We start from the raw sequence: 26,620 nt of genomic DNA, 5'->3' as shown, positions 1-26,620 counted from the left end.
TGTTTATTTGTTGAATTGTTTAGTCTATTACTAGATCTAACAATTCATTATATATTTTAATAGATTACTATCTTCTTAACAGTAATCAATGTATTATACAATCACCCGATTCAACAATTCAATATAAATCCCCACCCCTTCTTCTATTTCACTTACATAAATAAATTCATCGGCTGAATGTGAGCGTGTACTATCTCCTGGTCCTAATTTTAAACTTGGACATGATAATACTGCTTGATCTGATAATGTTGGCGACCCATAAGTGGTTCTCCCCATAGCAATACCTGCTTTTACCAAATCGTGATCTACTGGAATGGATGACGAATTTAAACGTAAACTACGTGGTGTAATACTTTTACATGGTGCATTTTCTTGTAAAAACTCTGCAATTTCTGCATTGCTGTATGCATCATTAACACGAACATCAATCACTAATTTAACATCTGCTGGTACCACATTATGTTGCTTACCTGCATTAATTTGAGTGACTGTTAACTTCACATCTCCTAAAGCTTCAGAGCTTTTTTCAAATTTTAAGTCTTTAAACCATTGCAAAGCTTCAATGGTATTATAAATGGCATTATTATCGTTTGGATGTGCTGCATGGCTTGGTGTACCTTCAATAACAGCATCAAAAACCACCAAACCTTTTTCGGCAACTGCTAAATTCATTAATGTAGGTTCTCCAACAATAGCAACATCTACTTTTGGAATAATAGGCAACATACTATTTAATCCGTTTGGCCCACTACTTTCTTCTTCCGCGGAAGCGACAATAACCAAGTTATATTTTAAATCTTTTTGATTGTAAAAATGCGTAAATGTTGCTATTAACGAAACTAAACAACCTCCAGCATCATTACTTCCTAAACCATATAACTTTCCATCTTCGACACCTGCTTTTAATGGATCTCTTGTATAAGCATTATTTGGCTTTACGGTATCGTGATGTGAATTAAGCAACAGCGTTGGCTTACTATCATCAAAATATTTATTAACAGCCCAAACGTTATTAAGTGTGCGTTTAAAATCTATATCATAACGTTTAAACCAATCTTCAATATGTGATGCGGTTACATCTTCTTCCGATGAAAAAGATTGTGTTTCTATCAGCTTTTTTAAAAGTGATATCGCATCTTGTGTTAATTCTTGTTGCGTCATGTTATAAGGTTATGGTTGTAAAATTATCGTTTTCTTGGGTTAACATTGAAGTGTTCCCCATATTTATAGTATTTACACCGTTTTGTAAGGCATCAAAACAGTTTTCTAATTTTGGAAGCATGCCATCTGCAATTATACCTTGCTTTAATAAGTCTTGGTATTTTTCTGAATCGATATGCTTTACTACCGAGTTTTTATCGTTTACATCTTCTAAAACACCATTCAATTCAAAACAATAATAAATCGATGTTTCGTATAACGCACTCATACCAACAGCGACTTGCGAGGTAATGGTATCTGCATTGGTGTTTAATAACTGCCCATTACCATCGTGTGTAATGGCACAAAAAACAGGTGTGAAATCGGCTTGAATTAATTTATCGATAGACTCGTGCGCTACTTTTTTAACATCGCCTACAAATCCGAAATCGATCTCTTTTACAGGTCTTTTATCAGATTGAATACTATTTATATCTGCACCTGTTAAACCTATAGCATTGGTATTTAAGGCTTGTAATTTTGCTACCACATTTTTATTGACTAAACCACCATAAACCATAGTAATGACTTCTAATGTTTCGGCATCTGTAATACGTCTTCCATTAATCATCTTAGATTCTATGCCCAGTTTAGAAGCTATATGCGTAGCACGCTTACCTCCACCGTGCACTAAAATTTTCTTACCTTCTAAATTAGAAAATAATTTTAGAAATGCATGTAAAGATGTTTCGTCTTCAATAATGTTTCCTCCTATTTTTACTATGGATAGTTTTTCTTTCATTTATCTTAGCTTAAGTTTATACTGTACTTCTAATTCACTTCGACTGTGCTCAGTGTGACAGCTCTACTTGATAATATAATATTGTCGTTTGTCATTACGAGAAGTCTTTTTTAGGACGAAGTAATCTATTTCTATTAAAGAGATTGCTTCAATCGTACCTCTTTCGCAATGACGTTAACTTTTTACTTATTATTTTCTAATATTTTCTTCAATACCAATTGAGCCGCAAACGTTCTATTATTGGCTTGCTCAATGACTAATGAACTATCGCTATCTAAAACAGCATCTTCTACCACAACATTTCGTCTTACTGGTAAGCAATGCATAAATTTAGCTTCACCTAACTTATCTTTGGTAATCGTCCAACTTGAGTCTGTATTTAATACTTTACCATAATCATTATAAGAACTCCAATTCTTGGTGTATACAAAATCTGCATTAGCAAAAGCTTCTTCTTGATTATGTATTATTGGTGTATCTCCTGTAATTTCTGGACTTAAATTATAACCTTCTGGGTTTGCTATTACAAACTCCACATCCATTTTTTGCATGGCTTGTACAAAACTATTCGCTACCGCATGTGGTAATGCTTTAATGTGTGGCGCCCAACTTAAAACAACCTTTGGTTTTGTTACTTTAGTATGTTCTGCTATAGTAATAGCATCTGTTAATCCTTGTAACGGATGTCCTGTAGCACTTTCCATACTTACAATAGGCACCGATGCATATTTTTTAAAAGAATTCATGACATGCTCACTTTCATCTTTCACTTTATCGGTTAAGGTTGGAAATGCTCTCACCGCAATAATATCGCAATATTGAGACACAACTGCTGATGCTTCTTTAATATGCTCTGCCGTATTACCGTTCATCACTGTACCATCCCCAAACTCGATTCCCCAAGCATCACCCGAAACATTCATCACAATAGGATTCATTCCTAAATTTAACGCTGCTTTTTGTGTACTTAAACGGGTACGTAAACTTGAATTAAAAAATAACAACCCAATGGTTTTATTTTTTCCTAATTCTATATGCTTTAAAGGATCCTGCTTTAATGCTTTTGCATCTTCAACCCAAGCCTTTATATTATCTATATCGTGTATGGATGTGTAATGTTTCATGTGTTGTTCTTATTTTATTTTAGTAAACGGTATTTTATCATCAAAAGCATTGGTTATAAAGTGATCTTCTAAGCCGTTTACAATCCAAGTTTCAATGTTTGATTGTTTTGTTACTAATGCCGCTTCAATTTTAGACTGCATACCGCCACTACCGTGAGACGATTTCGAGTCTACTACTTGCTTGGTTAATTTACTTAAATCTTCAACTAATTCTATTGTTTCTGGCGTACCATTTTCCATAGAAGTTTTGGTATAAATACCGTTGGTATTGGTTGCTATTATAAACAAATCTACCTCTAAAAGCGATGCGGTAAGCGCACCTAATTTATCATTGTCTCCAAATTTAATTTCATCGGTTGCAACGGTATCGTTTTCATTAATAATAGGAATGTAATTATTATTAACTAATACGTTTATAGTGTTTACTATATTGGTTTTACTTTCTTGTTTTTCAAAATCTGAATAAGACAATAAACACTGCGATGTTAGCAACCCATATTCTCTAAAAATCTCTTGATAAATTCTAATTAAGTGAGGCTGACCAATAGATGCCAAGGCTTGCTTTACAAAAACATCTTTTTGCTTGCTTTCCAATTTCACAAACTGTTTCGCCACTGCTATAGCACCAGAGCTTACAATAATAAACTCGCAGGTATCTTGAAGCTTTGCTATTTGATTAGCAAGATCTTCTATTTTACCTCTAGAAATATTATCGGTTTCTTTGGTAAGTGTATTAGATCCTATTTTTAGTAATATGCGTTTCTTTTTCATTTTTATATTGACTATTGACAAGTACGAGCTTATTCCTTAAATGCCCATTATGGGTTATCTTATTTGTCCGTTACCATGAACATACCACTTATTAGTAACTAGATGCTGTAATCCTATTGGACCACGTTGGTGTAATTTATCTGTACTTATGGCTAATTCGCCTCCTAACCCTAATTGACCGCCATCTGTAAAACGTGTAGATGCATTATGGTATACTGCTGCCGTATCTACATTTTCCATAAACAACTTTGCTTCAGCTTCATTGCCTGTTACAATTACAGATGAATGTCCGCCAGAATATTTATTTATTTTAGCTATAGTATCTGCGTTAGATGCTATTTCGCCAACAACAATCTTATAATCTAAAAACTCTTCGTACCAAATATCATCCGACTCAAAAAGGGTAACCTCATCAAATTTGCAAGTAGCCTCATCGCCTAAAATGGCGATCTTAGACGCTTTCAATTTAGAAATCAAGTTTTTTATAAATGCGTCTTTATTAGGTAAATTTTCATCTATTAACACTTTATCTACCGCATTACAGGCCGATATTTTTGATTTTCCGTTAAGAATAACATCTAAAGCAATATCTAAATCGGCTTCTTTATGTACATACACAAAGTTATTACCACGTCCGCTAATAATCACAGGACAGGTAGCATGTTGCTTTACAAAAGCAATTAAACGTTCGCCACCACGTGGTACAATTAAATCGACTTTTTGCGTTGGTTTTTCTAAAAAGGCTTGAGTTTCTGTTCTGTTAAATTGTAAATACTCCACCCAATCTGTTGAAGCATCATCTTCCTTTAAGGCTTGATGCCATAGCTCAACAATTTTCAAGTTAGAACGTAACGACTCTTTTCCGCCTTTTAATAATATTTTATTACCAGATTTAAAAGCAATACCAGCAGCTTCAACTGTTACATCTGGTCTAGATTCATAAATAATTAAAACCGTACCAAATGATGCGGTTTTATTATAAACTTGCATGCCATTATCATGCTTAAAACTAAAACGCTCCACACCTACAGGGTCTTCTTGAGATGCTAAATGTGTTACCGATTTAATCATTTCGTCTACTTTAGAATCGTCTACTTTTAAACGATCAAACATCGAAATATCATCGCCATTATAAGCCTCTAAATCTGTTTTATTAATAGCAATTATCGCTTGGCGTTCTTGCTCTAAAAGCACAGCCATTTTTAGTAAAACAGCGTTTCTTTTTTCTATGGATAATAATGTGTTCATTTTTATTTTAGTTTTCAGTCGCACTCACAGTTTTCAGTTTAGTTACTTTCGTTAGTTCTTGTGCGATTTCTCCTTTTGTCGAAATGACTCAACTGTTAATATTAGTTTATTATTTCAAAACCCTTTTCAAAGCCTCAAAAAACTGATCAATATGTACTTTCTTAATATTTAGAGGCGGCAGTATTCTTAATAGCTTTTTATTAGCTGCACCACCTGTAAACATGTGCTCATCATAAATAAGTTGCTTTCTAAGGTCGCCTACTTCAAAATCGAACTCCAAACCTAACATTAAGCCTCTACCTTTTATCTTTTTTATCTGCGGAATGGTTTTAGCCACCGAAATAAAATACTCCGACATCGCATTGGTGTTATCAATTAAATTCTCTTCTTCAATTGTATTTAAAACTGCTAAACCAGCAGCACATGCTAAATGGTTTCCTCCAAAAGTAGTCCCTAACATACCATATTTAGATTCTATACTTGGGTGAATTAATATCCCTCCAATTGGAAACCCATTCCCCATACCTTTGGCTAAAGAAATAATATCTGGAGTTACGTTATAATGTTGAAATGCAAAGAATTTACCCGAACGCGCATAACCACATTGTATTTCGTCTGCAACAAACATGGTATTATTGGCTTTACACAACTTATCTACTTCTTCAAAAAATTCGGCAGTTCCTTGATCTAATCCGCCAATACCTTGAATAAATTCAACAATAACAGCACAAACATCCCCTTTTTCCAATTCAGCTTTAACACCATCAATATCATCTAAAGGTAAAATAGTAACAGCTTGCTGCGCATTTATTGGCGCTATAATGTTTTTATTATCGGTTGCTGCTACGGCTGCCGATGTACGCCCGTGAAATCCTTTACTAAAAGCAACAACACGTTTTTTTCCTGTTTTAAAAGATGCCAATTTTAAAGCGTTTTCATTCGCCTCGGCTCCAGAATTACATAAAAACAACTCATAATCCTTACACCCAGAAAGCGCTTCAATTTTATCTGCTAATTGTTTTTGTAACGGATTCTGAATGGCGTTAGAATAAAACCCTAAAGCATTTACTTGTTCTGTAATGGCTTTAACATAATTAGGGTGCGCATGACCAATTGAAATCACTGCATGCCCGCCATAAAGATCTAAATATTCGGTACCCTTATCATCGTAAACATGAATACCTTTTCCCGAAACTGGGGTTACATTATATAATGGATAAACGTCAAATAATGGCATTTTAATTCTTTTTAATTTGGTTAATTTTTTCGAACGATGCGTTAATCCCTCTAATAAGAGACGAACTTAAACCTTGGTGCTCCATTTCATTCAAACCTTCTATAGTACAACCACTTGGCGTAGTAACACGGTCGATCTCTTCCTCTGGGTGTTTTCCAGATTCTTTTAATAATGTTGCTGCTCCAAAACAAGTTTGCATCGCTAATTCATGTGCCTCATGCGCCTCAAAACCTAATTGTACAGCACCTTGAGTTGTAGCGCGAATTAAACGCATCCAAAACGCAATACCACTAGCACAAATAACGGTTGCAGCCTGCAATTGTTCTTCTGGAATAACCATAGAACGCCCCATACTATTAAAAATAGTTTTAGCCAGTTCTACTTTTTCCTTACCTTTTTCGTTGGTAGAAATACAAGTCATCGATTGTCCTACCGAAGCTGCCGTATTTGGCATAGAACGAATAACATAACTAGCTTTCCCAACAATATCTTCAATTCTTGAAATAGCAAATCCAGTAATTACAGAAATTAATACCTGACTTGGTTTTAAATAGGGTTTAACAGCATTTAAAATCCCTTCAAAATGTCTGGGCTGAATTGCAAAAATTAATATATCTGAATTTTCAACAGCCAATGTATTATCCGATGTTAAAGTCACTCGCTCATCAGTATCAAATCCCTTTATAGAATCTAAGTTTCTTTTCGTTAAAAACAAGGTTGTTAAAGCTTCAGAACTCAACAAACCTTTGGCAATAGATTGCCCTAAACTTCCTGCTCCTATAATTGCTACTTTCATATTTTGTTATCTATTTTTTATTTCCGCGAAAGCGAAAGTCTTTTTATTCTTTTTGGCGTTACCACAAGGGTCGCGCTTTTTGCTATATCTTTTTTTGCCATTTATGGCAGCAAAAAAAGGATGCCGCTTCAATCGCTAACGCCTCACTGTACTCTTAAAAATAAGTCGCCTTTAATTGCAAGCCTGTTGTTTCTTCTAAACCAAACATTAAATTCATGTTCTGAATGGCTTGCCCCGAAGCCCCTTTTAATAAATTATCAATAATACTTGTAATTAATATCTTACCATTATGCTTATGTAAATGTATTAAACATTTATTAGTATTTACTACCTGTTTTAAATGTAAATTTTCGTCTGAAACAAATGTAAATTCAGCATCCTTATAAAAGGCTTTGTAAATGTCTTTTGCCTCTTCTACAGTACCCTCAAAATCGGTATAAAGCGTCGCGAATATCCCTCTTGAGAAATTCCCTCTATTTGGCATAAAAATAATTTCTGAATCGAAATCGTCCTGCAATTGACTAACCGACTGATTTATCTCTCCTAAATGCTGATGTGTAAACGGTTTGTAATACGAAAAATTATTATCTCTCCAAGTATAATGTGTGGTTGCAGATAATGATGTTCCTGCTCCAGTTGCTCCTGTAACGGCATTAATATGCACATCGTTATTTAATAAACCTTGTTCTGCCAATGGTAATAACCCTAATTGAATGGCTGTTGCAAAACAACCTGGATTTGCTATATAATTGGCAGATTTTATAACGTCTCTTTGTAATTCTGGCAACGCATATACAAAGGTTTTTCCATTAAAAACTTTATCTTTTTCAAGCCTAAAATCGTTACCTAAATCAATAATTTTTGTGTTATCAGAAAAGGTATTTGCTTCTAAAAATTTAACCGAATTCCCATGTCCTAAACACAAAAACAATACATCTACATTTGGGTTAACGGTATCTGTAAATTCTAAATCTAAAGAGCCCACCATATCTTGGTGTACCTTACTAATTTTGTTTCCAGCATTACTGGTGCTAAACACAAAGTTAAGCTCTGCTTTTGGGTGAGAAATTAATAGTCTAATTAATTCTCCTGCGGTGTAACCTGCACCTCCAATAATTCCAACTTGTATCATTATTTTGAATTTACTTGTTGATATATTTTATTCTGATTTCCTATAATTTTAATAAACCCTTTAGCATCGTCTGCAGTCCAAGCTTTATTTTCTTCTCCATAAGTACTAAACTTACTAGACATTAAATCGTGATTAGAAACAATTCCATCTAAAGAAAAATGATATGGTTTTAAAGTAACAACTACATTTCCAGAAACCATTTTTTGAGAACTCTGTAAAAAAGCTTCGGTATCTCTCATTACTGGATCTAAATACTGCCCTTCATGTAAATGCATACCGTAGAAACTAGACAAATATTCTTTATGTTGTAATTGCCATTTTGTTAATGTATGTTTTTCTAGTAAATGATGTGCTTTTACTATTATTAAAGCAGCAGCAGCCTCAAAACCAACTCTTCCTTTTGTACCAACAATAGTATCTCCTACATGAATATCTCTACCAATAGCATATTGAGAAGCTATATCATTTAACTTTTCAATATTTATTTGAGGATCGTTTTCTTCGCCATTTAAAGCTGTAAACTCACCATTTTTAAAAGTAAGTGTTACTTTTTCTTCACCTTCTTTTTCTAATTGAGATGGGTATGCTTCACTTGGTAATGGTTTTTCAGATTCTAAAGTTTCAACACCTCCAACACTTGTTCCCCAAAGTCCTTTATTTACAGAATATTTTGATTTTTCCCAAGGCATATCAATCCCTTCAGATTTTAAATATTCTATTTCTTCTTGTCTTGTTAATTTTTCGTCTCTAATTGGAGTAATAATTTTAATGCCCGGAGCCAATGTTTGAAAAATCATATCAAATCTAACTTGATCGTTTCCTGCACCTGTACTACCATGAGCAATATATTCTGCTCCTATACTTTTCGCGTATTCAACAATTTCTATAGCTTGTATAATACGCTCTGCACTTACAGAAAGTGGATATGTACTATTTTTTAATACATTACCATATATTAAATACTTCACTACTTTTTGATAAAACGTCGCTACCGCATCAATATTCTTATAAGTAGACACGCCCATTTTATAGGCATTACTTTCTATATGAGCAATTTCATCTTTAGTAAAACCTCCTGTGTTTACACTTACCGCGTGTACATCGTATGCTTTTGATAAACTTACTGCACAATACGATGTGTCTAATCCTCCACTATATGCTATGACTAATTTTTTCATTGAATATTACTTTTTTATTTCCGTGAAAACGAAAACCTGATTACTTTTTACTTTTCTTTAAGAACATGGTTTCTTTGATATGTTTCAATCGTCTAAACACCTTTTCTTTTATCTTTTTATCTTCTTTTTTTCCTTTATTTTCCTCTTCTAAATTTTTTGCTTTAGAATCGTACAACATTCCTGTACACAAACACATTTTTCTATTTGTTCGCGTAAGTACATCATAGTTTTTACACGTTTGACAACCGTCCCAAAACGTTTGATCGTCTGTTAACTCCGAAAATGTTACAGGTTTATACCCTAAGTCACTATTCATTTTCATAACTGCTAATCCCGTGGTAATACTAAATACTTTAGCATCTGGAAATTTGTTTCTTGAATGTTCGAAAACCTTATGCTTTATTTTTTTAGCAAGTCCTTTGCCTCTATAATTTGGGTGCACTATTAGCCCCGAATTAGCAACAAATTTTCCGTGTCCCCATTTTTCTATATAACAGAATCCTGCAAATCTATTACCATCTAAAGCAATAACTGCATTACCGTTTTCCATTTTAGCTGCAATATACTCTGGAGTACGTCTGGCTATACCTGTACCTCTTACTTGGGCAGATTCTGCAATGGTTTCGCAAATATCTTCTGCGTATTTAATATGTGACTTATCGGCTATAACAACCTTCATTTCCTAATCTGTATTGAATGTCAATTATCTTTTATTTTTTTCTTGGAAGCTGAACTGGACTCACCTAGTTCATAAAATAGAAACATACCCTTACGGGCGACGAGCAAACATACGGCGGCGCATAGAATAATTGTTAATTAAGTAATTAACTGTATTTTGAAATGCTATGAAAATTATATTGGACACTATGAAAAAAATTAAAATTACGTTACGAGTTTTGCTTGCTTAAATATTAGAAACAGCGGCGGCGGTTGCGCGCGGGCAACCCAGAAGTAGTACAACGTATTTTATTTTCTAAATTTTTCATGGTGTAAAACTAAAGCTTATTTTTAAAAAACCCTTACTGTTCTTTCTCTTTTTGTTAAAAATTGTTAAAATCTCTTTTTTTTCTTGTTTTTATTTTAAAAAATTCAATCTCATCCATTTAATACTCATATTTATTGATAAATTCTTTTTTGAATATCCGTAATTACTAATAATTGATTAAAAATGCTTATTTTGTTAAAAAAACAAGTCATGAATATTTTTAGTTTTACCGCCCATTTTGATAGTGAAGAAGCTTGTCGTACTCATTTTAAGCAAGAAAGAGATAAGATAGGAGTTAAATGCCAGCGTTGTGGTCATACTCATCACTATTGGATAAAGGCTGTTTGGAGCTATGAGTGCAAATCTTGTAGAGCCCGTACATCTTTGAGAAGTGGTACTATTATGCAAAATTCTAATCTATCTTTTATGATATGGTATAAGACAATGTTTTTGATGACTACTACCAAGAAAGGATTTTCTTCTAAAGAAATCCAGAAACAGCTTGGTTTAAAAAGGTATGAACCTGTCTGGGCGATGGTTCATAAACTTCGTAAAGCAATGGGTAACAGAGATGCCCGCTATACTTTAGAAGGTATGATTGAAATGGATGAAGGTTATTTTACGGTCGAATCTTCTGAAATAGAGCAACAAAAAGGAAAAAGAGGTCGTGGTGCAGTAGGAAAGCAAAACGTAATGATAATGGCAGAATCCACTCCCTTAGAAGACCCGAAAACCAACAAGAAGGATCGCCAATGTCGCTACTTTAAAGCCAAAGTGCTGACAGATCATAAGGCTGATGGTGTAAATGATACTGTTAAAGAGTCTTTAGACGAACAAAGCATTGTTTTTACTGATAAAAGTACTTCATATGTTGATATTGCTGATTTTGTAGAACTACATATTAGTGAAAAATCAGATAAACAAACTACTAAAGAGACCTTGAAATGGGTACATATTACCATAAGCAATGCCAAACGAAACTTACTTGGAAATTATCACAAAATTAAAGGCAAATACCTACAACTCTACCTAAACGAATTTGTTTACAAACTCAATCGAAGATATTTTGAGGAAAAACTATTCGATAGACTAGTAATAGCTGGAATTACTGGATTATGAGTAAAAACGGATATTCAAAATTCTTTTCTTGATTTAAATTAAAAATGACCATTTTTGCATCTCTAAACTTTAATATTGAGAATAAGTACTTATTCTTAAACCTCTCAAATTTATGAATAAAACATTAATAAAAGAATTTAAATTATTAGCGTTAATTATATTATTAATATCCTTTTTAAGCTGTAAAGACAACAATAAAAAAAAACCTGAAATTAAAGAGAAGTGGGTACAACTTTTTAACGGGAAAGATCTTAACAATTGGGTTATTAAAATTAAAGGACATCCTGCAGGAGAAAATTACAAGAACACTTTTATTGTTGAAGATGGTGTTTTAAAAGTTAACTACAATGAATATGAAGCTTTCGATAATGCTTTTGGACACATATTTTACAATAAAATATTTTCAAATTATAGAATTAGACTTCAATATCGTTTTACAGGAGAACAACTAAAACGTGCTCCAGATTGGGCTATTAATAATAGCGGCGTTATGATTCATTGTGAAGACCCGAAAAGTATGGAAATAAATCAAAAATTCCCTGTTTGTATAGAAGCTCAGCTTTTAGGTGGATTAGGTCAAGAAGAAAGAGCTACTGGTAATTTGTGCACTCCTGGTAGTGCTGTTTTAGTTAACGATAGCCTTATTACTCGCCCTTGTTTTCAATCGTCTTCAAAAACCTTTCACGGAGATCAATGGGTTACTTTTGAAGCTGAAGTTAGAAACGACTCTATTATAAAACATTTTGTTAATGGAAAACATGTTTTAACTTATAGCAAACCTATTGTTGATGGAGGCATGCCTAATAAAGACGAATTTTGGAAATCTAAAATGGGAACACCTCTTAAAGATGGCTATATATCTCTACAAAGTGAAAGTACGCCTATGGAATTTAAAAACATTGAGATTTTAGAATTAAACTAGCATTAAACAATATAAAACTCTAATAACTTATTTGTTTTTCTAAGACTCAACACTTAAAATCTTTATAAAAATAACGGTAGATTTCTAAATATACGTTTCTAAAAATCTACCGTTTTATAGTATTCTAAATTTAACTATGTTCCATTACTCTTTCAAAGAATTAATCCAGACTGCTATTTTAAGAGCTTCTCCTTTTGATACATGAGGTAAAGCTATCATAGGCACCTTATATTCTGGCCAATTTTCAGGTTCTGGCTTATAAATAAGTTCTACTATTCTTTGGTTTGAATAATTACGTTTTGCTATCTCTCCATAAGAAGGACCAACTGCTTTTTCATCTTTTTTATGACAAGCTATACAAGTATTTTTAGCTAATAGTGGCTGTACTTCTCCATCTGTTAAAACAGCTACTTTAGATTCATTTGTTTTCTTAGATTTAGTTTCTTGTTTCTCATAAGTAAAACCTTTTTTCTTTTCTTCTTTATTATCACAACTGGTTACTAATACTATTGAACAAAATGATAAAACTAAATACTTAGATATTTTCATGCTTTTCTTAATATTGTTAATCGTAAAAATAATAAAATTTTGATAAAACTATATTATACCATTTCTCATTTAAAAATGGTGTTATAAAATATAATCTGTACTTATAAAATTAGATGTTTTCTTTTCTAACAATTCTTTTATAATAGCATTATTATAGTCATTATCTTTTGAAGCTACAAAAGTTCTTATTGAAAATGAACGTAAAGCATCATGAACACTTAATGTACTAAAGGCAGAATCTTTTCTACCTGTAAAAGGATATACATCTGGACCACGTTGACAAGAACTGTTTAAATTTACGCGACACACCAAATTAACCAAAGTATCAATTAAAGGAGATAATGTATGTACATTTTTACCAAACAAACTTACCTGTTGTCCATAATTGGACTCAGCCATATCATCTAAAGGTTCCTCAATATCTTCAAAAGGAACTATTGGAACTACTGGACCAAACTGTTCCTCTTCAAATACGCGCATATCTTTATTTACGGGATATAATACAGCGGGAAATATAAAATTCTCTGAGGTCTGCCCTCCTTTTTTATTTAAAACTTTGGCTCCTTTATCTTTAGCATCCTGTATTAACTCTTGTATAAAAGATGGTTTATCAACTTCTGGTAAAGGTGTTAATTTAACATCGGATTCCCACGGATTTCCATATTTAAGTTGATCTACTTTGTTTGAAAAACGTTTATTAAACTCCTCTACAACAGACTCATGCACATATAATACTTTAAGTGCCGTACAACGTTGCCCATTAAATGATAATGCACCTGCAATACATTCATCTACAGTTAAATCTAAATCTGCATCTGGTAATACAATTGCTGGATTTTTAGCTTCTAGCCCTAACACTAAACGTAATCTATTCCCTTTAGGGTGCTGTGCTTGAAGTGCATTTGCAGATTTACTATTACCTATTAATGCTAACACATCAACTTTTCCTGACTTCATAATTGGTGCTGCTAGCACACGACCACGTCCAAAAATAATATTTACAGCTCCTTTTGGAAAACTATCTTGAAAGGCTTCTAACAGTGGTGAAATTAATAAAACCCCTAATTTAGCTGGCTTAAAAATCACAGTATTCCCCATTATTAAAGCTGGGATTAGTAATGTAAACGTTTCATTTAACGGATAATTATAGGGTCCTAAACATAATACAACTCCAAGTGGTCCTCTACGAATATGCGCATAGACGCCATCATTTTTTTCAAATTTTGCGGAGTCTCTATCTATTTGTTTATAATCTTCAATGGTATCGTAAATATAATCTATGGTTCTATCAAATTCCTTCTCTGAATCTGGAAGGTTTTTACCAATTTCCCACATCAGTAACTTTACAATCTCATCGCGTTTGGTTTTCATTTGCTTAACAAATTTTTCCATGCAAGCAATTCTATCTACCACTTTCATTGTTGGCCACAATCCTTGACCTTTATCATAAGCATTAATAGCAGCATTTAAAGCATCCATTGCTTCAACTTCACCTAGTTGAGGAATCGTTCCTAAAAGCGTAGGCTTATAATCTTTAGTAGAGGATATTGTAGAATGTACTTCTGCAGTATCTCCTTTCCATTTTTTTAATTCACCACCAACTAAATATGTGTCTTGATGTAAAAGATATTTGATTTTATATGGTTCTGGGATTTCTGAAAAATCTATGTTCATTTATTAAAAAATATAATATTAAAAACTATAGCTAATATACCTATAATTTTAGTCAAAGCCTCTTAAAACTTATGCCTAGCATAAAAAATATCACATTCTTAACAGTTTAATTACTTGCAAGTAAAATACTTAAATTGCAAACGTTTTCGACTATCGAAATAAGAGATATTAACTATAAAAAATATACAAACGAATATTTTGACAATTTATTCTTACACATCCTTATTAATTTATAGTATGGATGATTTAAGATTAGTTAATAACTATTATTCACAGGAGGATATTCTATTAATACCTTATCAACAATAGCTTTTAAACGTTCTTCACGTTTTTCTGGTGCTGATTTAGGGTTAAAACTAGATTCACTTACTGCTTGCCAAAAAAGCTGTTTTTTATTTTCGTCTACAAAATCAATAGTAATTTGACGATTTATATTAGCTTGACCAATTGGTAGACCTATAGAAATACCTCCACCAATATTTCGTCCGCCTCCACCTAAACCAATGCCAACAGTTTCCCTTTGAGTTTCTTGATATTCAACATTCTTAATATCAATAAAAAAGTCTGGAGTATCAGATAAAGTAAAGCCTTTTACCTTCATTTTTTTATCTAAGGCACCTAAAAACCGTTTAGTATCTAATTCACTTAAACCCGTTTTCATATTAGAATAATAATTATAGGTTTTATAGTTATTAAAATTGGTGGTTTTATCAAAATCGTAATTTACCCGTATTGGCGCACAAGACACTGTAAATAAAATAAGTGTGATATATAATAATGATTTCATGATTCTAATTTTTTATACAAGTTTAAGCAAAAATTATTCCAATCTTCTTTTTAATGATGTACGTGTTCCCATGAATAAAAAAACTTAATAAAATTAGGACACGATAATTTTAATGGAGTCTACAACGAATCCCCTTTTTATTCATTTTTTTGTGTAGACTTGTTTTCACGTAAAGGATAGCAGTGAAAATCCCACAGCTTTAGTTTTTTTTTAAGCGAAATGCAAGGAATTGTAACAGATAGCCTGCCCCTTGTGGTCACGTCCAAATCTTGTATAAGTTTTTTTATACACTCTTTTTATATAATTTTAAAATTATAATAAAAAAATAGGGTAACAAAACAAATGATGAATGTATATATAATAAACTTATAAAAACATTTATCATGAAAAACTTAAAATTCCTTTTAACTTTATTCATCTTTGCTTCATTTCTTATGACAAGTTGTGAAACTAACGATGATAATTCTATTCCAGATGAAAAACCAAATGATACAACTATCAATTATAATTTTGGCTCTACAGCATCAAAAGATTTTATAGGTCAGATTGTCGATGAAAACGAAAATCCTATTCAAAATGCTATGGTTAACATAGGTTCTTCTTCGGCTGAAACGGATGCTAATGGTCTTTTTATTATTAAAAATGCTTCTGTAAAATCCAAATTTGCTTATGTAACAGTAGCAAAAACAGGTTACTTAAATGGTTCTCGAACAGTAGTTCCAACATCTGGAGAAAATACTATTAAAATTATGTTATTAAGTGCGACTGTAGTGGGTATCGTTAACTCTGGCACTCCAGAAAACATTACACTTCCTAATGGCACAAAAGTGGATTTTGATGGTAATTTTAAAAACATCGATGGTTCTGAATATTCAGGGGCAGTGAGCGTAATTATGCATCATTTAGACCCTTCTGATACAAATATAGATGCCAAAATGCCTGGTTCTCTATTGGCTTCAGATATTAATGGTAATGCTAAAGTATTAGAGACTTTTGGTATGTTAAATGTCGAATTAGTAGGTAGTGGTGGAGAAAAATTACAATTATCTGGTACAGCATCGATTGAATTGCCTATAACTGCTTCTCAAGCTGCTACATCTCCTAATACTATTCCTTTATGGCATTTTGATGAAGAAAAAGGATACTGGGTGGAAGAAGGAACAGCAACAAAAATAGGTGATAAATATGTGGGTAATGTTTCTCATTTCTCATGGTGGAATTGTGATGCTCAATTTCCAACAGTTAGCTTATGTTTAACTGTTGTAAACCCAAGTAATCAACCTATTGCAAATGTTACAGTAGAATTGGCTCTGAATGATCAAACTTACCCTAGAACGGGTATTAGTAATAGTGACGGTGAAATTTGCGGTTTAATTCCAGCCAATCAAACCATTACTATGAATATTAAAGATAATTGTGGAAACATAGTGGATACGTCTCAAATTGGTCCTTTTTCGTCTGATACCGTTTTACCTAACGTTGTTTTAACTACGGGAATGGTGCAACAAACTACTGTCATTGGTACGTTGGTACAATGTGATAATTCTAATATAATCGATGGTTATGTATTATTAGAATACGGAAATCAAACCTTAGTTGCTACAGTTACTAATGGAAGCTTCGATTTTAATACTTTAGTTTGTAGTGGTAACAATTCGTTTACATTAGAAGGCTACGATTATACGAACTTACAAACATCTGGTATCATTAATTATACGTTTACAACGCCTGTAACTAATATTGGAAATTTAATTACATGTACTAGTGTTAATGAATATATTTCGTACCAAATAGATAATGATCCTGTAAATTATTTAATAGGAAATATAGATGCAAATTACTCAACTGAAAGACTCTTTATAAACCTTAAAGAGAATGGAACACAATCAAAAAGTTTCTCTTTGAGTGGAAACACTAATATTCCTGGAATTTATACGACTTCGGCATTCCTTATGGAAAGTGGTGATTTTAATAGTATTGATATACAAACAACGAATACCGTTTCATTTAACTTAAGTAATTTTGGTCCTGTAGGCGATTATATAGACATGACTTTTAGCGGAACTTATGTAGACTCTAGTACAAATACAACACATACTATTACTGGCGTAATACATGTTATTAGGGATAATTAAATCAATTCAATGTAGAAAACCAGAGATAAATGACTTCTCTGGTTTTTTTTATTATAATATATTTTTAACTTTTAGGATTCTTGGTTTACAGGTATTAAATCTTAATGGATTACTCAATAAATTTTGCGTTATGCTCTATTAGCAAAACTACTTAATGTATTTCAAAAATGTTTATGATAATTTCAACTTTTCACAAATCGTTAGTATATAGATTTGTTACATATTTAAAACAAATTGATTATAGTAAGACTAATTTTTAAATTAATTATTCCATCGTTGTTATTTGTATTATCTTCTATAGCACAGAACACCCAGAGACTTCAGGATTCCAAAAACACCTTTAAATTATATTTCAGAAGACATTTATTTTACAAATGTTAAAGCAGAAAATATTAAGCTTACTGGGACATTAACACTACCGAAAAATGCTTTATTTTCAAGTAAAGGAATAATATTTGTTTTTGAACACACAGGTATGTATTCTCATTTATTATCTGTATTCTTAACTGGTCAGAAATTATTCTTTTTTATAGCGTCTGGTTTAGAAATTAAAAAATCTATAGGGGTAGTTCGTGGTAAAGATGATCAAATTAATGCTAAACGTATTGCTTTGTATAATTATCGACTTAGAGAAGAATTAAAACCTTATAAACTCCCTAAAAACAGCACCTTAAAACTAAAAAGCCTTTTGTCTTTAAGAACAAAACTCAACAAACAAAGAGCTGGATTTAAGGCTACTTTAAAAGAACAGAAAACAATATATAAAGCTAAAGAATATAAAATCATATTTAAAGTTCAACAAAAGAGGATTATAACTTTATCTAAAGAAATAGATAAAATTAATAGAGCTATGCAAACCATTATAGATGATGACATTGAGCTTAGAAAAAACTATAATCTTGTTACTTCTGATAAAAAACTTAAAGCTATTATTAATATGTGTGCCATTTCTGCTATACAGCATAACCCTGAAATGAATTATCTTAACCCCATTTACCAAATATATTATAATAAAATTTAGATAAACAAAAAGCCTTTACAAAAAATGTAAAGGCTTAGTACTGAAGACGGGACTTGAACCCGTACGTCCTAATGAACATTGGATTTTAAGTCCAATCATATTTAACTCAAATAACACCAAACTAATTCATATTCAATTGATTATAAGTAATTTAATTTTTTATGATATCATTTAAAATCAAGCAAAATCAATATTTGTTGTACCTATGTTGTACCTAAAATGATTATCTTTAAAGTCTAATGTATTAAAAAAATGACTTCAAACGCAAAAATTGTTCTTCGAAAAAAGCCAAATAAAAATGGTCTATACCCTTTGGCAATTAGAATCTCAAAAAATAGGCATTCCAACTATCATTACATCGGTCATTATATAGAATTAGAATATTGGGATGAGAAAAATATTCGTGTTAGAAAATCACATCCAAATGCAGCGAATCTTAATAATCTGTTGGTGAAAAAATTATCTGAAGCGAATAAGATGCTTATGGACTTACAAGCTGAAAAAACAAGATTTATCATCAAATCGTATTAAGGACAAATTATACAAAGACTCAAATAGCTCAAGCTTTTCTGAAATTGCAAAAGCTTTTTTAGATGAACTTTGGAGTTATCCACTAAAAACTGTAGAGAATCTTTGAGAGAGCTCAGGAAGCCTCTCATTTCTTTACTGTTTTCAATCTTGAATACCCATTGAAAAGGGGAATGAGCCCTGGAATTGTTAGTATCTAGAGCACATGTCTTTTTCTCAACCATAAACGCATTATTTCGTCTACTTATATAAGCCTCTTCCAATTTCTTCATCATTTTTATAACTTTATATTTATCAAAAAATTAAAATGCTAACACGAGTCTAATCACTTTTAAAAGCGAAGACTTTTAGTTTTCATTTCAATCATTAGTTTGGTAAAGCTTCACATACAAAACCCTTACTTTGCATTATTGAATGACATCTTTCTCTATTAAGTTTAAAGAAACAACACGAAATACATTGTCCACATCTTCGGTAACTACCGACCACTCTGAAATGTATGGATGCAAGTTAAATAAGGTCTTTTTAATTATATGAGACAAAGTTGCAACAGGTTAAAGGTTCTATTCTTTGTAAAAACCAAGGTTTCCTAAATTTTAACGGCGTTAATTAATTTACTGAAGGTTTATAGGGTCTATTCGCAAATATGAAGCAATCCCTTTCTGCGATTTTTTTTAGTTTCTTCTAACTTCTTGGCTTCTTACTGGCTCTCCTCGTTCTACAAAAGTATCATCTTCATAGTAGTTCATAAACTGGGCAGGAAGTCCTAATCCCCCTAATTGACCTGATGTCCCTTGTAATTGATAATGTAAGTGTGGCATATCAGAAGCACCACTATTCCCAGTTTGTCCCAATTCTTGACCCTTAACTACAGTATCACCTTGGGTAACTATAATAGACCCTTTTTTTAAGTGCGCCAATATCGAGGTTTCGCCATTTAAATGGTCTATTACTATATAATTGCCACCTGGCTCATCGTTATTAGTAGTGCCAACTTGATTATCTTCAATAGTATTTACAACTTCTATTATTTTTCCGGCAGCCGGTGCATTTAAGCGTTTACCAAAACAATAATGGTTTTCTTTTTGTCTAAAATCTCCTGTATAATTTTTCTTTCTTACGGTTACATCGGGTAATATCGTATCCTCTACGATAAGAAAATCAATTGCATATCGTTCACCTCCACCGCGACTAGTAAAATGATGAGCTCCTCCAAAATGTGTTTTTCCACCATTAACCACAAACCATTCGCTTTCAAAAGGCAATTCTAAATCTGTTTTGGCTTGGTAATTTAGATAGATGTCTTCGTCTAGTTTTCCTTCATCACCCATTAAAGTATCTGTGCAAGATGTTATCACTAAAATGAATAAGATATATGTTACTATTTTTAGATGTTTCATAATTAAAATTTATAGTTAATTCCCAAGTTAATTTGATGTTGTAATTCTCTAAACGCATTAGAAATTTGAAGCCTGTCGTAATTAAAATTATAGCCTACTTTTACATCAAAATTATTAGAAAGTTTGTACCTATAGTCGGTACTCCATAACACACTTTGGTATTTCCCTAATGAATAAAAACTTTCTTCAAAAGTGGAAGTTCTCCACATAACGAAGGGTATTGTTAATTTAGATGATAATGATTGTTTGTCATCTATCTGATAAGTAGAGCGACCGGCGATTCCGAGTTTTTGTTGAAAATCATATTGTTTCCAATCGTAAAAAGAAGATACGTTTGATTGAGTCTGTAAGCCTAAGTGTATTTTAAGCTTTTCATTTTTATAAACTTGTTTCAATGAAGAAATGTTCAGTACTATTTTTGAATATTGGGGATTAGGCTCTGGAATTATATTAGTTTCTAATTCCGAATTTAGATAATCTAGTTGCACTTCAAATAGCTTATCTCTTTTGGTAATACGATTATATTTAAATTGATAATTTAACCCTCTATAATCATAGCGCGCAACAGGAGCAAATGATAAATTTTTTAAATAGCCATTTGTGTAACCCGTTGAAAATTCTAAACTGTTTTTTTTAGATATTGAATCTGATTGAGCGAAGACATTTGAAATTGATAATAGAAAAACTAAAGAAAGAATTGTTTTAGTCATGAGCTTTTATAGTAATAAATTTTAGGAATAGATTATTTTTTGGTTATCCTTTAAAGGGTATTATTCTATTCCAAAGACTTCTTTTAATAGACCTGCACCTTCGCCTATTGCATCATCATGCCCTGAGCCTTCAGATAAAATTACATTTGCACCTTTATCATTTAAAAATTGAATTTCTTGAGCAGAAAGTGGTCCAGCTACTTCATCCCTATCTCCATAGACATAGGTTACTTTTGAAAGGCTTGAAACATTGCTGAGTCTATCAGTATATCGGTTAAAAGCTAATCCTGCTAGTAATCTTCCCATGTTTCTTTCTTCTATAATGTCAAATTCAGGATCATTTTCTACTTCAATAGTATAATTGCCATCATTATCATAGGTATAATATGGAAAATTACCTTCGCTAAGAGCTTGCCAAGCTGCGTCATCCATATCTAGGCGATTACCGAGGATAAGATAGCCATCAGCAACATCAACTCCATATGTAGCTATTAATTCTTGGACAATTAAACAGCCATAGGAAATCCCAAGTAAATAGACTGTTTTTCCTTGTTGATTATTGAAGAAATCAACAACACGTTTTATATTAGAGACACTCTGTAAATTATACTCTTTTGCTTGTTCAAAAGTAATATCCGAATCTGTGAATAGCATCGGGGTTTTTGTCTGTACCTGATGCACCATGACGTACATTGCTGATTGAATTCCAAGTTCAGCTACTATTTGATTAGAAGTTTCAGCGTCATCAAGTTCAAGTCCAGAACCTCCCTGAGAATGAATAACGACAATGTCTCCTTCTAAATTGCCATAGAATTCAGCAATATCTGAAATTTGATCTATTGTGCTTGAAGGGGCGTCATCATCATTATTACAAGACAAAAAAGCCGTGAATAAAATAGTGCAAATAATTAAATTTAACGAGTTTGTATTTTTCATGTTATTTTTTTGCAAAAACGCATAATGCGTTTATTAGTTAAGTACCATGCAAAATTAGCTGCTATTAATTTATTATTATTAACTAAAGTGAATGTGCTTTAGTTTTATTTTGCAGTTTTAATGAATCAAATTCATTACATATTAATGAAAAAGACTTTGTTACTCTAATAACACGGAAGCATTAGGATATTAATGAAGTTAAAAGCAAAGGAAAGTAATATCAGTTATGATTTGTTCGTAAATACTTTTACAGTATTGACTTCGGTAAGAATGCTAAAGAAAAGAGTTTAGTTAAGTGAAGTTGAATGATTATTATATATTCTCTTACGAATTCTGCTAAGTGACTGAGGCTCCATACCAAGGTAGCTTGCAATTTGGTGATGAGGAACACGGCTAAAGAGAGTGGGTCTAGTTTCTAATAAATTTAGGTATCTTTCTTCTGGTGAAGAAGAAATAAAATGACTCCATTCTGCTTTTGCTTTATTCAATTTTTCTACTGCAATTTGTTGAAAAACAGCATCCAGTCTGGGAAGTGCTGCTCTTAATTCTTTTTCAAAAGATTGATCACTTATAGTCAGTACACAATCTTCACTACATTCCCAATAATGTGTAGAAGGCACACCCTTTCCGTCATGAGCAAAAGGGGAAAATGTATCTCCTTCAGTAAAAAAAGCGGTTGATTTTTCTACCCCATCTTTAATCAAATATTCTCTTATACAGCCTTCTACAACCATATAACACTTACTCGGAATTTGACCTTCTCTCAATAAAACATCAGCTTTTTTGAATTGTTTGACAATTGTTTTTTCAACGATAAGATTAATCTCTTTTTCATTCAATATATTTGCACAACTTACTATCGCTCTTATTTTCTCCTTTAATTCCATGGTGTCCTTTTTTTATTTAGCTGCTCACAAAAGCATGTTTTGGGAACTATGCTGACTAGCCATAATTTACAGCTACTATTTCATAATTGTCAAGATAGATTTTTTTTGGTTATCGTAAACTCATTTTATCTTTATATTAACTAAACGAATCTAATGGATAATTGTTACCACTAGCATGATAGCCCTCTATATTTTTTGCCTGATAGTTCAATGTCGTTTTTAAATCACTATGACGATTATCGAGCTTTTGAAGGATTGAAGTATGAGAATACACCAAAATTGTAAATAGTTTCTATTTAAATATATAAAACCACTTATTTTGAGTATTATTTAATAGCAACAGAATACAAAATGACTAAACCCTTAAAGTTTTGTTAAAAAGAGGCTAATTCGGTGTCTCTAAATTTAAAGGGGCTTTTTGAGCCTAAAAAATGCTGTAAAAATGAGATTTTGGATAGTTCCTCTTTCTTCAAAACAATCTATTTAATATCAAATAGACATAAATCCTATTAAACATATTAAAAACATCAAATGTTGTACCTATATTGTACCTGAATAAAAAAAGCCTTTACAAGAAATCTTGTAAAGGCTTAGTACTGAAGACGGGACTTGAACCCGTACGTCCTAATGGACATTGGATTTTAAGTCCAACGTGTCTACCAATTCCACCACTTCAGCATTGGTATATTTTCAAGAAAGTCTCAGAGCGAAAGACGGGATTTGAACCCGCGACCCCCACCTTGGCAAGGTGATGCTCTACCCCTGAGCTACTTTCGCAGTCTTTAAATGAACGAGCAATATCGCTATTGCGGTTGCAAATTTAAAACTTTTCTTCGAATCACAAAGCTTTTTTGAAAAAAATATTATTTTTTTTTCAAGCGTGCTTTTTCTTCACAAGCATTCGCTTAATCTCATTTAGTTTCATGAGTGCTTCTACAGGTGTAAGTGTATCTATATCAGTTTCTAATATTTCATCTTTAATATTTTCAAGTAATGGATCGTCTAAATTAAAAAAACTTAGCTGCATTTCATCTTTTATTGATTTCACCTTATCTGTGAGTTCTTCATTAGAGTGAGATTTTTCTAATTTCTTTAAAATAGTATTAGCACGATGTAAAACTTGTTGAGGCATTCCTGCCATTTTCGCCACATGAATACCAAAACTATGAGCACTACCTCCTTCAACTAGCTTTCTTAAAAAAAGTACATTATCCTTTAATTCTTTTACAGAGACATTAAAGTTCTTTATTCTACCAAAGGTTTCTGTCATTTCATTTAACTCATGGTAGTGTGTCGCAAATAAGGTTTTTGGTTTCCCTGAATGTTCATGAAGGTATTCACTAATCGCCCAAGCTATAGAAATACCATCGTAGGTACTCGTACCACGACCAATTTCATCTAACAAAACTAAACTTCTATCACTTATATTATTCAAAATAGATGCTGTTTCATTCATTTCTACCATAAAAGTAGATTCTCCCATAGAAATATTATCACTAGCACCTACACGAGTAAAAATTTTATCTACTAAACCTATTCTAGCAGACTCTGCTGGAACAAAGCTTCCTATTTGAGCTAGTAATACAATAAGTGCTGTTTGACGTAATATAGCAGATTTACCAGACATATTTGGCCCTGTAATCATGATGATTTGTTGGGTTGTTCTGTCTAAGAACACATTATTAGCAATATAAGCTTCTCCTATAGCTAATTGTTTTTCTATAACCGGGTGTCGCCCCTCTTTTATATCTAAATCAAAAGAATCATCAATGATTGGATATACATAATTATTATCTTTCGCTAATTGAGCAAATCCACATAAACAATCAAGCTGGCCTATTAAATAAGCGTTTTGTTGTACTGCTTTTATGTATTGATTCATCCAAGCTACTAGTTCTGCAAACAATTGTTGTTCTATCGCTTGAATTTTATCTTCGGCACCAAGAATTTTAGCTTCGTATTCTTTTAATTCTTCGGTAATATAGCGTTCTGCATTAACTAAGGTTTGCTTTCTTATCCAATCTTCTGGCACTTTATCTTTATGCGTATTACGTACTTCTATATAATATCCAAAGACATTATTTGATGCTATTTTAAGCGATGTAATACCCGTACGTTCACTTTCTCGCGCCAACATATTATCAAGGTAATCTTTGCCCGATTTAGACAAATCTCTTAATTCATCAAGTTCAGCAGAAAATCCATTAGCAATACTATTTCCTTTCAATACGTTTACAGGTGCATCTTCTCTTAGCGTTTCTTTAACTTTTTCTCGAAGCACTTCACAACTTTGTAATGTATCTCCAATAATTTTAAGCGATTCATTATCGCAGTTTGAAGCTAAAACTTTTATAGGCACAATAGCTTCTAATGAGTTTTTAAGTTGAATAACCTCTCGCGGATTTACTTTTGTTGTAGCTACTTTTGAAATTAAACGCTCTAAATCACCTATTTGTTTAATCTGATTTTGAATGTTTTGATGTACCTCCTTTTCTTGGGTTAAAAAACTAACCACTTCGTGACGTTGCTTAATTTTTTCAACGTTTTTTAGAGGTAATGCCAACCAGCGTTTTAAAAGTCTTCCGCCCATAGGCGAAATGGTTTTATCTATAACATGTAAAAGTGTTACCGCATTGTTATTTGTAGAATTGTAAAGCTCTAAATTCCTAATGGTAAATCGATCCATCCACACATAATCATCTTCTGCTATTCTAGAAATAGATGTAATATGCTCAAGTTTATTATGCTGCGTTTCTCCTAAATAATGCAATATAGATCCAGAAGCTATAATCCCTTCATTTAAATCTTCAATACCAAAGCCTTTTAATGTTTTTGTATCAAAATGTTTAATTAAAGTTTCATAAGTATAATCTGTTTGGTATACCCAATCTTCTAAATAAAAGGTATGGTGGTCGTCTCCAAAAGTGTCATTAAAAGCCTTTCTTTTTTGTTTAGAGACTAGTACCTCGCTGGGACTAAAGTTTTGCAATAATTTATCTATATATTCTGCATTTCCTTGAGAGGTTAAAAACTCACCTGTAGAAATATCTAAAAACGAAATGCCTATATATTTTTTATCAAAATACACAGAACATAAAAAGTTATTAGATTTAGATACTAAAACTTCATCGTTTAAAGCGACTCCTGGAGTTACTAATTCTGTAACCCCACGTTTTACAATGTTTTTAGTTTGCTTTGGATCTTCTAATTGATCACAAATAGCTACACGCTCGCCTGCTTTTACCAATTTGGGTAAATAGGTATTTAAAGAATGATGCGGAAAACCTGCCAATTCTATTTCACTTTCACTACCAGCTCCACGTTTAGTTAATATAATACCTAAAATCCCTGCTGTTTTAATAGCATCTTCACCAAAGGTTTCATAAAAATCACCCACACGAAATAATAGCAGAGCATCTGGATACTTTGCCTTAATCGTATTGTACTGCTTCATTAAAGGAGTCTCTTTTTTTGCTTTTTTTGCCAATGGTAAAGTAATTTATTAGTATTATTTTTGCGAATCTTATAAGATTGCTAAT

At 32.2% G+C, this 26,620-nt stretch carries 23 protein-coding genes and 3 tRNA genes; 5 read left to right on the top strand and 21 right to left on the bottom strand.

The window, feature by feature from the left end; genetic code table 11:
- Positions 1–93 precede the first annotated feature (93 nt).
- The 10 genes from A8C32_RS10745 to A8C32_RS10700 all read right to left on the bottom strand — a co-directional run bounded on the left by A8C32_RS10745 (position 94) and on the right by A8C32_RS10700 (position 10,107).
- Complete coding sequence (locus tag A8C32_RS10745; protein ID WP_069830419.1) at positions 94–1,161, bottom strand: M20 family metallo-hydrolase; 1,068 nt, start codon at positions 1,159–1,161, stop codon at positions 94–96.
- A gap of 1 nt (position 1,162) precedes the next feature.
- Entirely contained in the window at positions 1,163–1,942 is a 780-nt protein-coding gene (gene argB / locus A8C32_RS10740) for an acetylglutamate kinase (RefSeq protein ID WP_069830418.1), read from the bottom strand.
- A gap of 182 nt (positions 1,943–2,124) precedes the next feature.
- Positions 2,125–3,066: an N-acetylornithine carbamoyltransferase gene (locus A8C32_RS10735; RefSeq protein ID WP_069830417.1), complete on the bottom strand. Its 942-nt coding sequence runs from the start codon at positions 3,064–3,066 to the stop codon at positions 2,125–2,127.
- Positions 3,067–3,075: 9 nt separating this feature from the next.
- On the bottom strand, positions 3,076–3,837 hold the full coding sequence (gene proB, locus A8C32_RS10730) for a glutamate 5-kinase (RefSeq protein WP_069830416.1): 762 nt from the start codon (positions 3,835–3,837) through the stop codon (positions 3,076–3,078).
- Positions 3,838–3,891: 54 nt separating this feature from the next.
- Positions 3,892–5,085 (bottom strand): glutamate-5-semialdehyde dehydrogenase, encoded by a 1,194-nt coding sequence (locus A8C32_RS10725; RefSeq protein ID WP_069830415.1) that lies wholly within the window; start codon positions 5,083–5,085, stop codon positions 3,892–3,894.
- A gap of 109 nt (positions 5,086–5,194) precedes the next feature.
- Positions 5,195–6,322: an aspartate aminotransferase family protein gene (locus A8C32_RS10720; protein WP_069830414.1), complete on the bottom strand. Its 1,128-nt coding sequence runs from the start codon at positions 6,320–6,322 to the stop codon at positions 5,195–5,197.
- A 1-nt stretch (position 6,323) separates the two neighbouring features.
- Positions 6,324–7,118, bottom strand: coding sequence for a pyrroline-5-carboxylate reductase (gene proC / locus A8C32_RS10715; protein ID WP_069830413.1), 795 nt, complete (start codon positions 7,116–7,118; stop codon positions 6,324–6,326).
- Between the two features lie 154 nt (positions 7,119–7,272).
- Positions 7,273–8,250, bottom strand: coding sequence for an N-acetyl-gamma-glutamyl-phosphate reductase (gene argC, locus A8C32_RS10710; protein ID WP_069830412.1), 978 nt, complete (start codon positions 8,248–8,250; stop codon positions 7,273–7,275).
- On the bottom strand, positions 8,250–9,428 hold the full coding sequence (locus A8C32_RS10705) for an argininosuccinate synthase (RefSeq protein WP_069830411.1): 1,179 nt from the start codon (positions 9,426–9,428) through the stop codon (positions 8,250–8,252). Before A8C32_RS10705 ends, argC begins: the two co-directional genes overlap by 1 nt.
- 40 nt (positions 9,429–9,468) lie before the next feature.
- Positions 9,469–10,107 (bottom strand): GNAT family N-acetyltransferase, encoded by a 639-nt coding sequence (locus A8C32_RS10700; RefSeq protein WP_069830410.1) that lies wholly within the window; start codon positions 10,105–10,107, stop codon positions 9,469–9,471.
- A gap of 516 nt (positions 10,108–10,623) precedes the next feature.
- Here A8C32_RS10700 and A8C32_RS10695 point away from each other — a divergent pair.
- Positions 10,624–11,532 (top strand): IS1595-like element ISAlg2 family transposase, encoded by a 909-nt coding sequence (locus tag A8C32_RS10695; RefSeq protein ID WP_069828596.1) that lies wholly within the window; start codon positions 10,624–10,626, stop codon positions 11,530–11,532.
- A gap of 112 nt (positions 11,533–11,644) precedes the next feature.
- The gene (locus A8C32_RS10690) at positions 11,645–12,454 is read left to right on the top strand and encodes a 3-keto-disaccharide hydrolase (RefSeq protein WP_083253320.1); all 810 of its coding nucleotides are present in this window, start codon (positions 11,645–11,647) and stop codon (positions 12,452–12,454) included.
- A 144-nt stretch (positions 12,455–12,598) separates the two neighbouring features.
- Here the strand turns inward: A8C32_RS10690 and A8C32_RS10685 are convergent, their stop codons facing one another.
- The 3 genes from A8C32_RS10685 to A8C32_RS10675 all read right to left on the bottom strand — a co-directional run bounded on the left by A8C32_RS10685 (position 12,599) and on the right by A8C32_RS10675 (position 15,464).
- Complete coding sequence (locus A8C32_RS10685) at positions 12,599–13,003, bottom strand: c-type cytochrome (RefSeq protein WP_069830409.1); 405 nt, start codon at positions 13,001–13,003, stop codon at positions 12,599–12,601.
- An 81-nt stretch (positions 13,004–13,084) separates the two neighbouring features.
- Positions 13,085–14,677: an NADP-dependent glyceraldehyde-3-phosphate dehydrogenase gene (locus tag A8C32_RS10680; RefSeq protein WP_069830408.1), complete on the bottom strand. Its 1,593-nt coding sequence runs from the start codon at positions 14,675–14,677 to the stop codon at positions 13,085–13,087.
- 256 nt (positions 14,678–14,933) lie between these two features.
- Positions 14,934–15,464, bottom strand: a complete 531-nt coding sequence (locus A8C32_RS10675) for a DUF4136 domain-containing protein (RefSeq protein ID WP_069830407.1) — start codon at positions 15,462–15,464, stop codon at positions 14,934–14,936.
- Positions 15,465–15,847: 383 nt separating this feature from the next.
- On the opposite strand from A8C32_RS10675, the gene A8C32_RS10670 reads away from it, so the two are divergent.
- Positions 15,848–17,599, top strand: coding sequence for a carboxypeptidase-like regulatory domain-containing protein (locus A8C32_RS10670; RefSeq protein WP_123803392.1), 1,752 nt, complete (start codon positions 15,848–15,850; stop codon positions 17,597–17,599).
- 325 nt (positions 17,600–17,924) lie between these two features.
- The gene (locus A8C32_RS10665) at positions 17,925–18,620 is read left to right on the top strand and encodes an IS110 family transposase (protein WP_349267245.1); all 696 of its coding nucleotides are present in this window, start codon (positions 17,925–17,927) and stop codon (positions 18,618–18,620) included.
- A gap of 38 nt (positions 18,621–18,658) precedes the next feature.
- Here A8C32_RS10665 and A8C32_RS20655 read toward each other — a convergent pair.
- A tRNA-Leu gene (locus A8C32_RS20655) sits at positions 18,659–18,757 on the bottom strand.
- A gap of 115 nt (positions 18,758–18,872) precedes the next feature.
- Here A8C32_RS20655 and A8C32_RS10660 point away from each other — a divergent pair.
- Positions 18,873–19,151, top strand: coding sequence for an Arm DNA-binding domain-containing protein (locus A8C32_RS10660; RefSeq protein ID WP_069830404.1), 279 nt, complete (start codon positions 18,873–18,875; stop codon positions 19,149–19,151).
- Between the two features lie 671 nt (positions 19,152–19,822).
- Here A8C32_RS10660 and A8C32_RS10650 read toward each other — a convergent pair.
- The 7 genes from A8C32_RS10650 to mutS all read right to left on the bottom strand — a co-directional run bounded on the left by A8C32_RS10650 (position 19,823) and on the right by mutS (position 26,568).
- Complete coding sequence (locus tag A8C32_RS10650) at positions 19,823–20,548, bottom strand: M23 family metallopeptidase (protein ID WP_083253319.1); 726 nt, start codon at positions 20,546–20,548, stop codon at positions 19,823–19,825.
- Between the two features lie 2 nt (positions 20,549–20,550).
- Complete coding sequence (locus A8C32_RS10645) at positions 20,551–21,258, bottom strand: hypothetical protein (RefSeq protein WP_069830401.1); 708 nt, start codon at positions 21,256–21,258, stop codon at positions 20,551–20,553.
- Between the two features lie 60 nt (positions 21,259–21,318).
- A complete protein-coding gene (locus A8C32_RS10640; protein WP_069830400.1) occupies positions 21,319–22,194 on the bottom strand; it encodes an alpha/beta hydrolase in 876 nt (291 codons plus the stop codon).
- Between the two features lie 287 nt (positions 22,195–22,481).
- Entirely contained in the window at positions 22,482–23,081 is a 600-nt protein-coding gene (locus A8C32_RS10635; protein WP_069830399.1) for a Crp/Fnr family transcriptional regulator, read from the bottom strand.
- A gap of 594 nt (positions 23,082–23,675) precedes the next feature.
- Positions 23,676–23,759 (bottom strand) — tRNA-Leu (locus A8C32_RS10630).
- A 27-nt stretch (positions 23,760–23,786) separates the two neighbouring features.
- Positions 23,787–23,858: transfer RNA gene (locus tag A8C32_RS10625), tRNA-Gly, on the bottom strand.
- A 97-nt stretch (positions 23,859–23,955) separates the two neighbouring features.
- Positions 23,956–26,568: a DNA mismatch repair protein MutS gene (mutS, locus tag A8C32_RS10620; RefSeq protein WP_069830398.1), complete on the bottom strand. Its 2,613-nt coding sequence runs from the start codon at positions 26,566–26,568 to the stop codon at positions 23,956–23,958.
- Positions 26,569–26,620: the final 52 nt, after the last annotated feature.

The sequence above is a fragment of the Flavivirga aquatica genome, assembly GCF_001747085.1.
Classification (GTDB): Bacteria; Bacteroidota; Bacteroidia; order Flavobacteriales; family Flavobacteriaceae; genus Algibacter_C; species Algibacter_C aquatica.
This window is presented reverse-complemented; position numbering and strand designations above follow the sequence as displayed.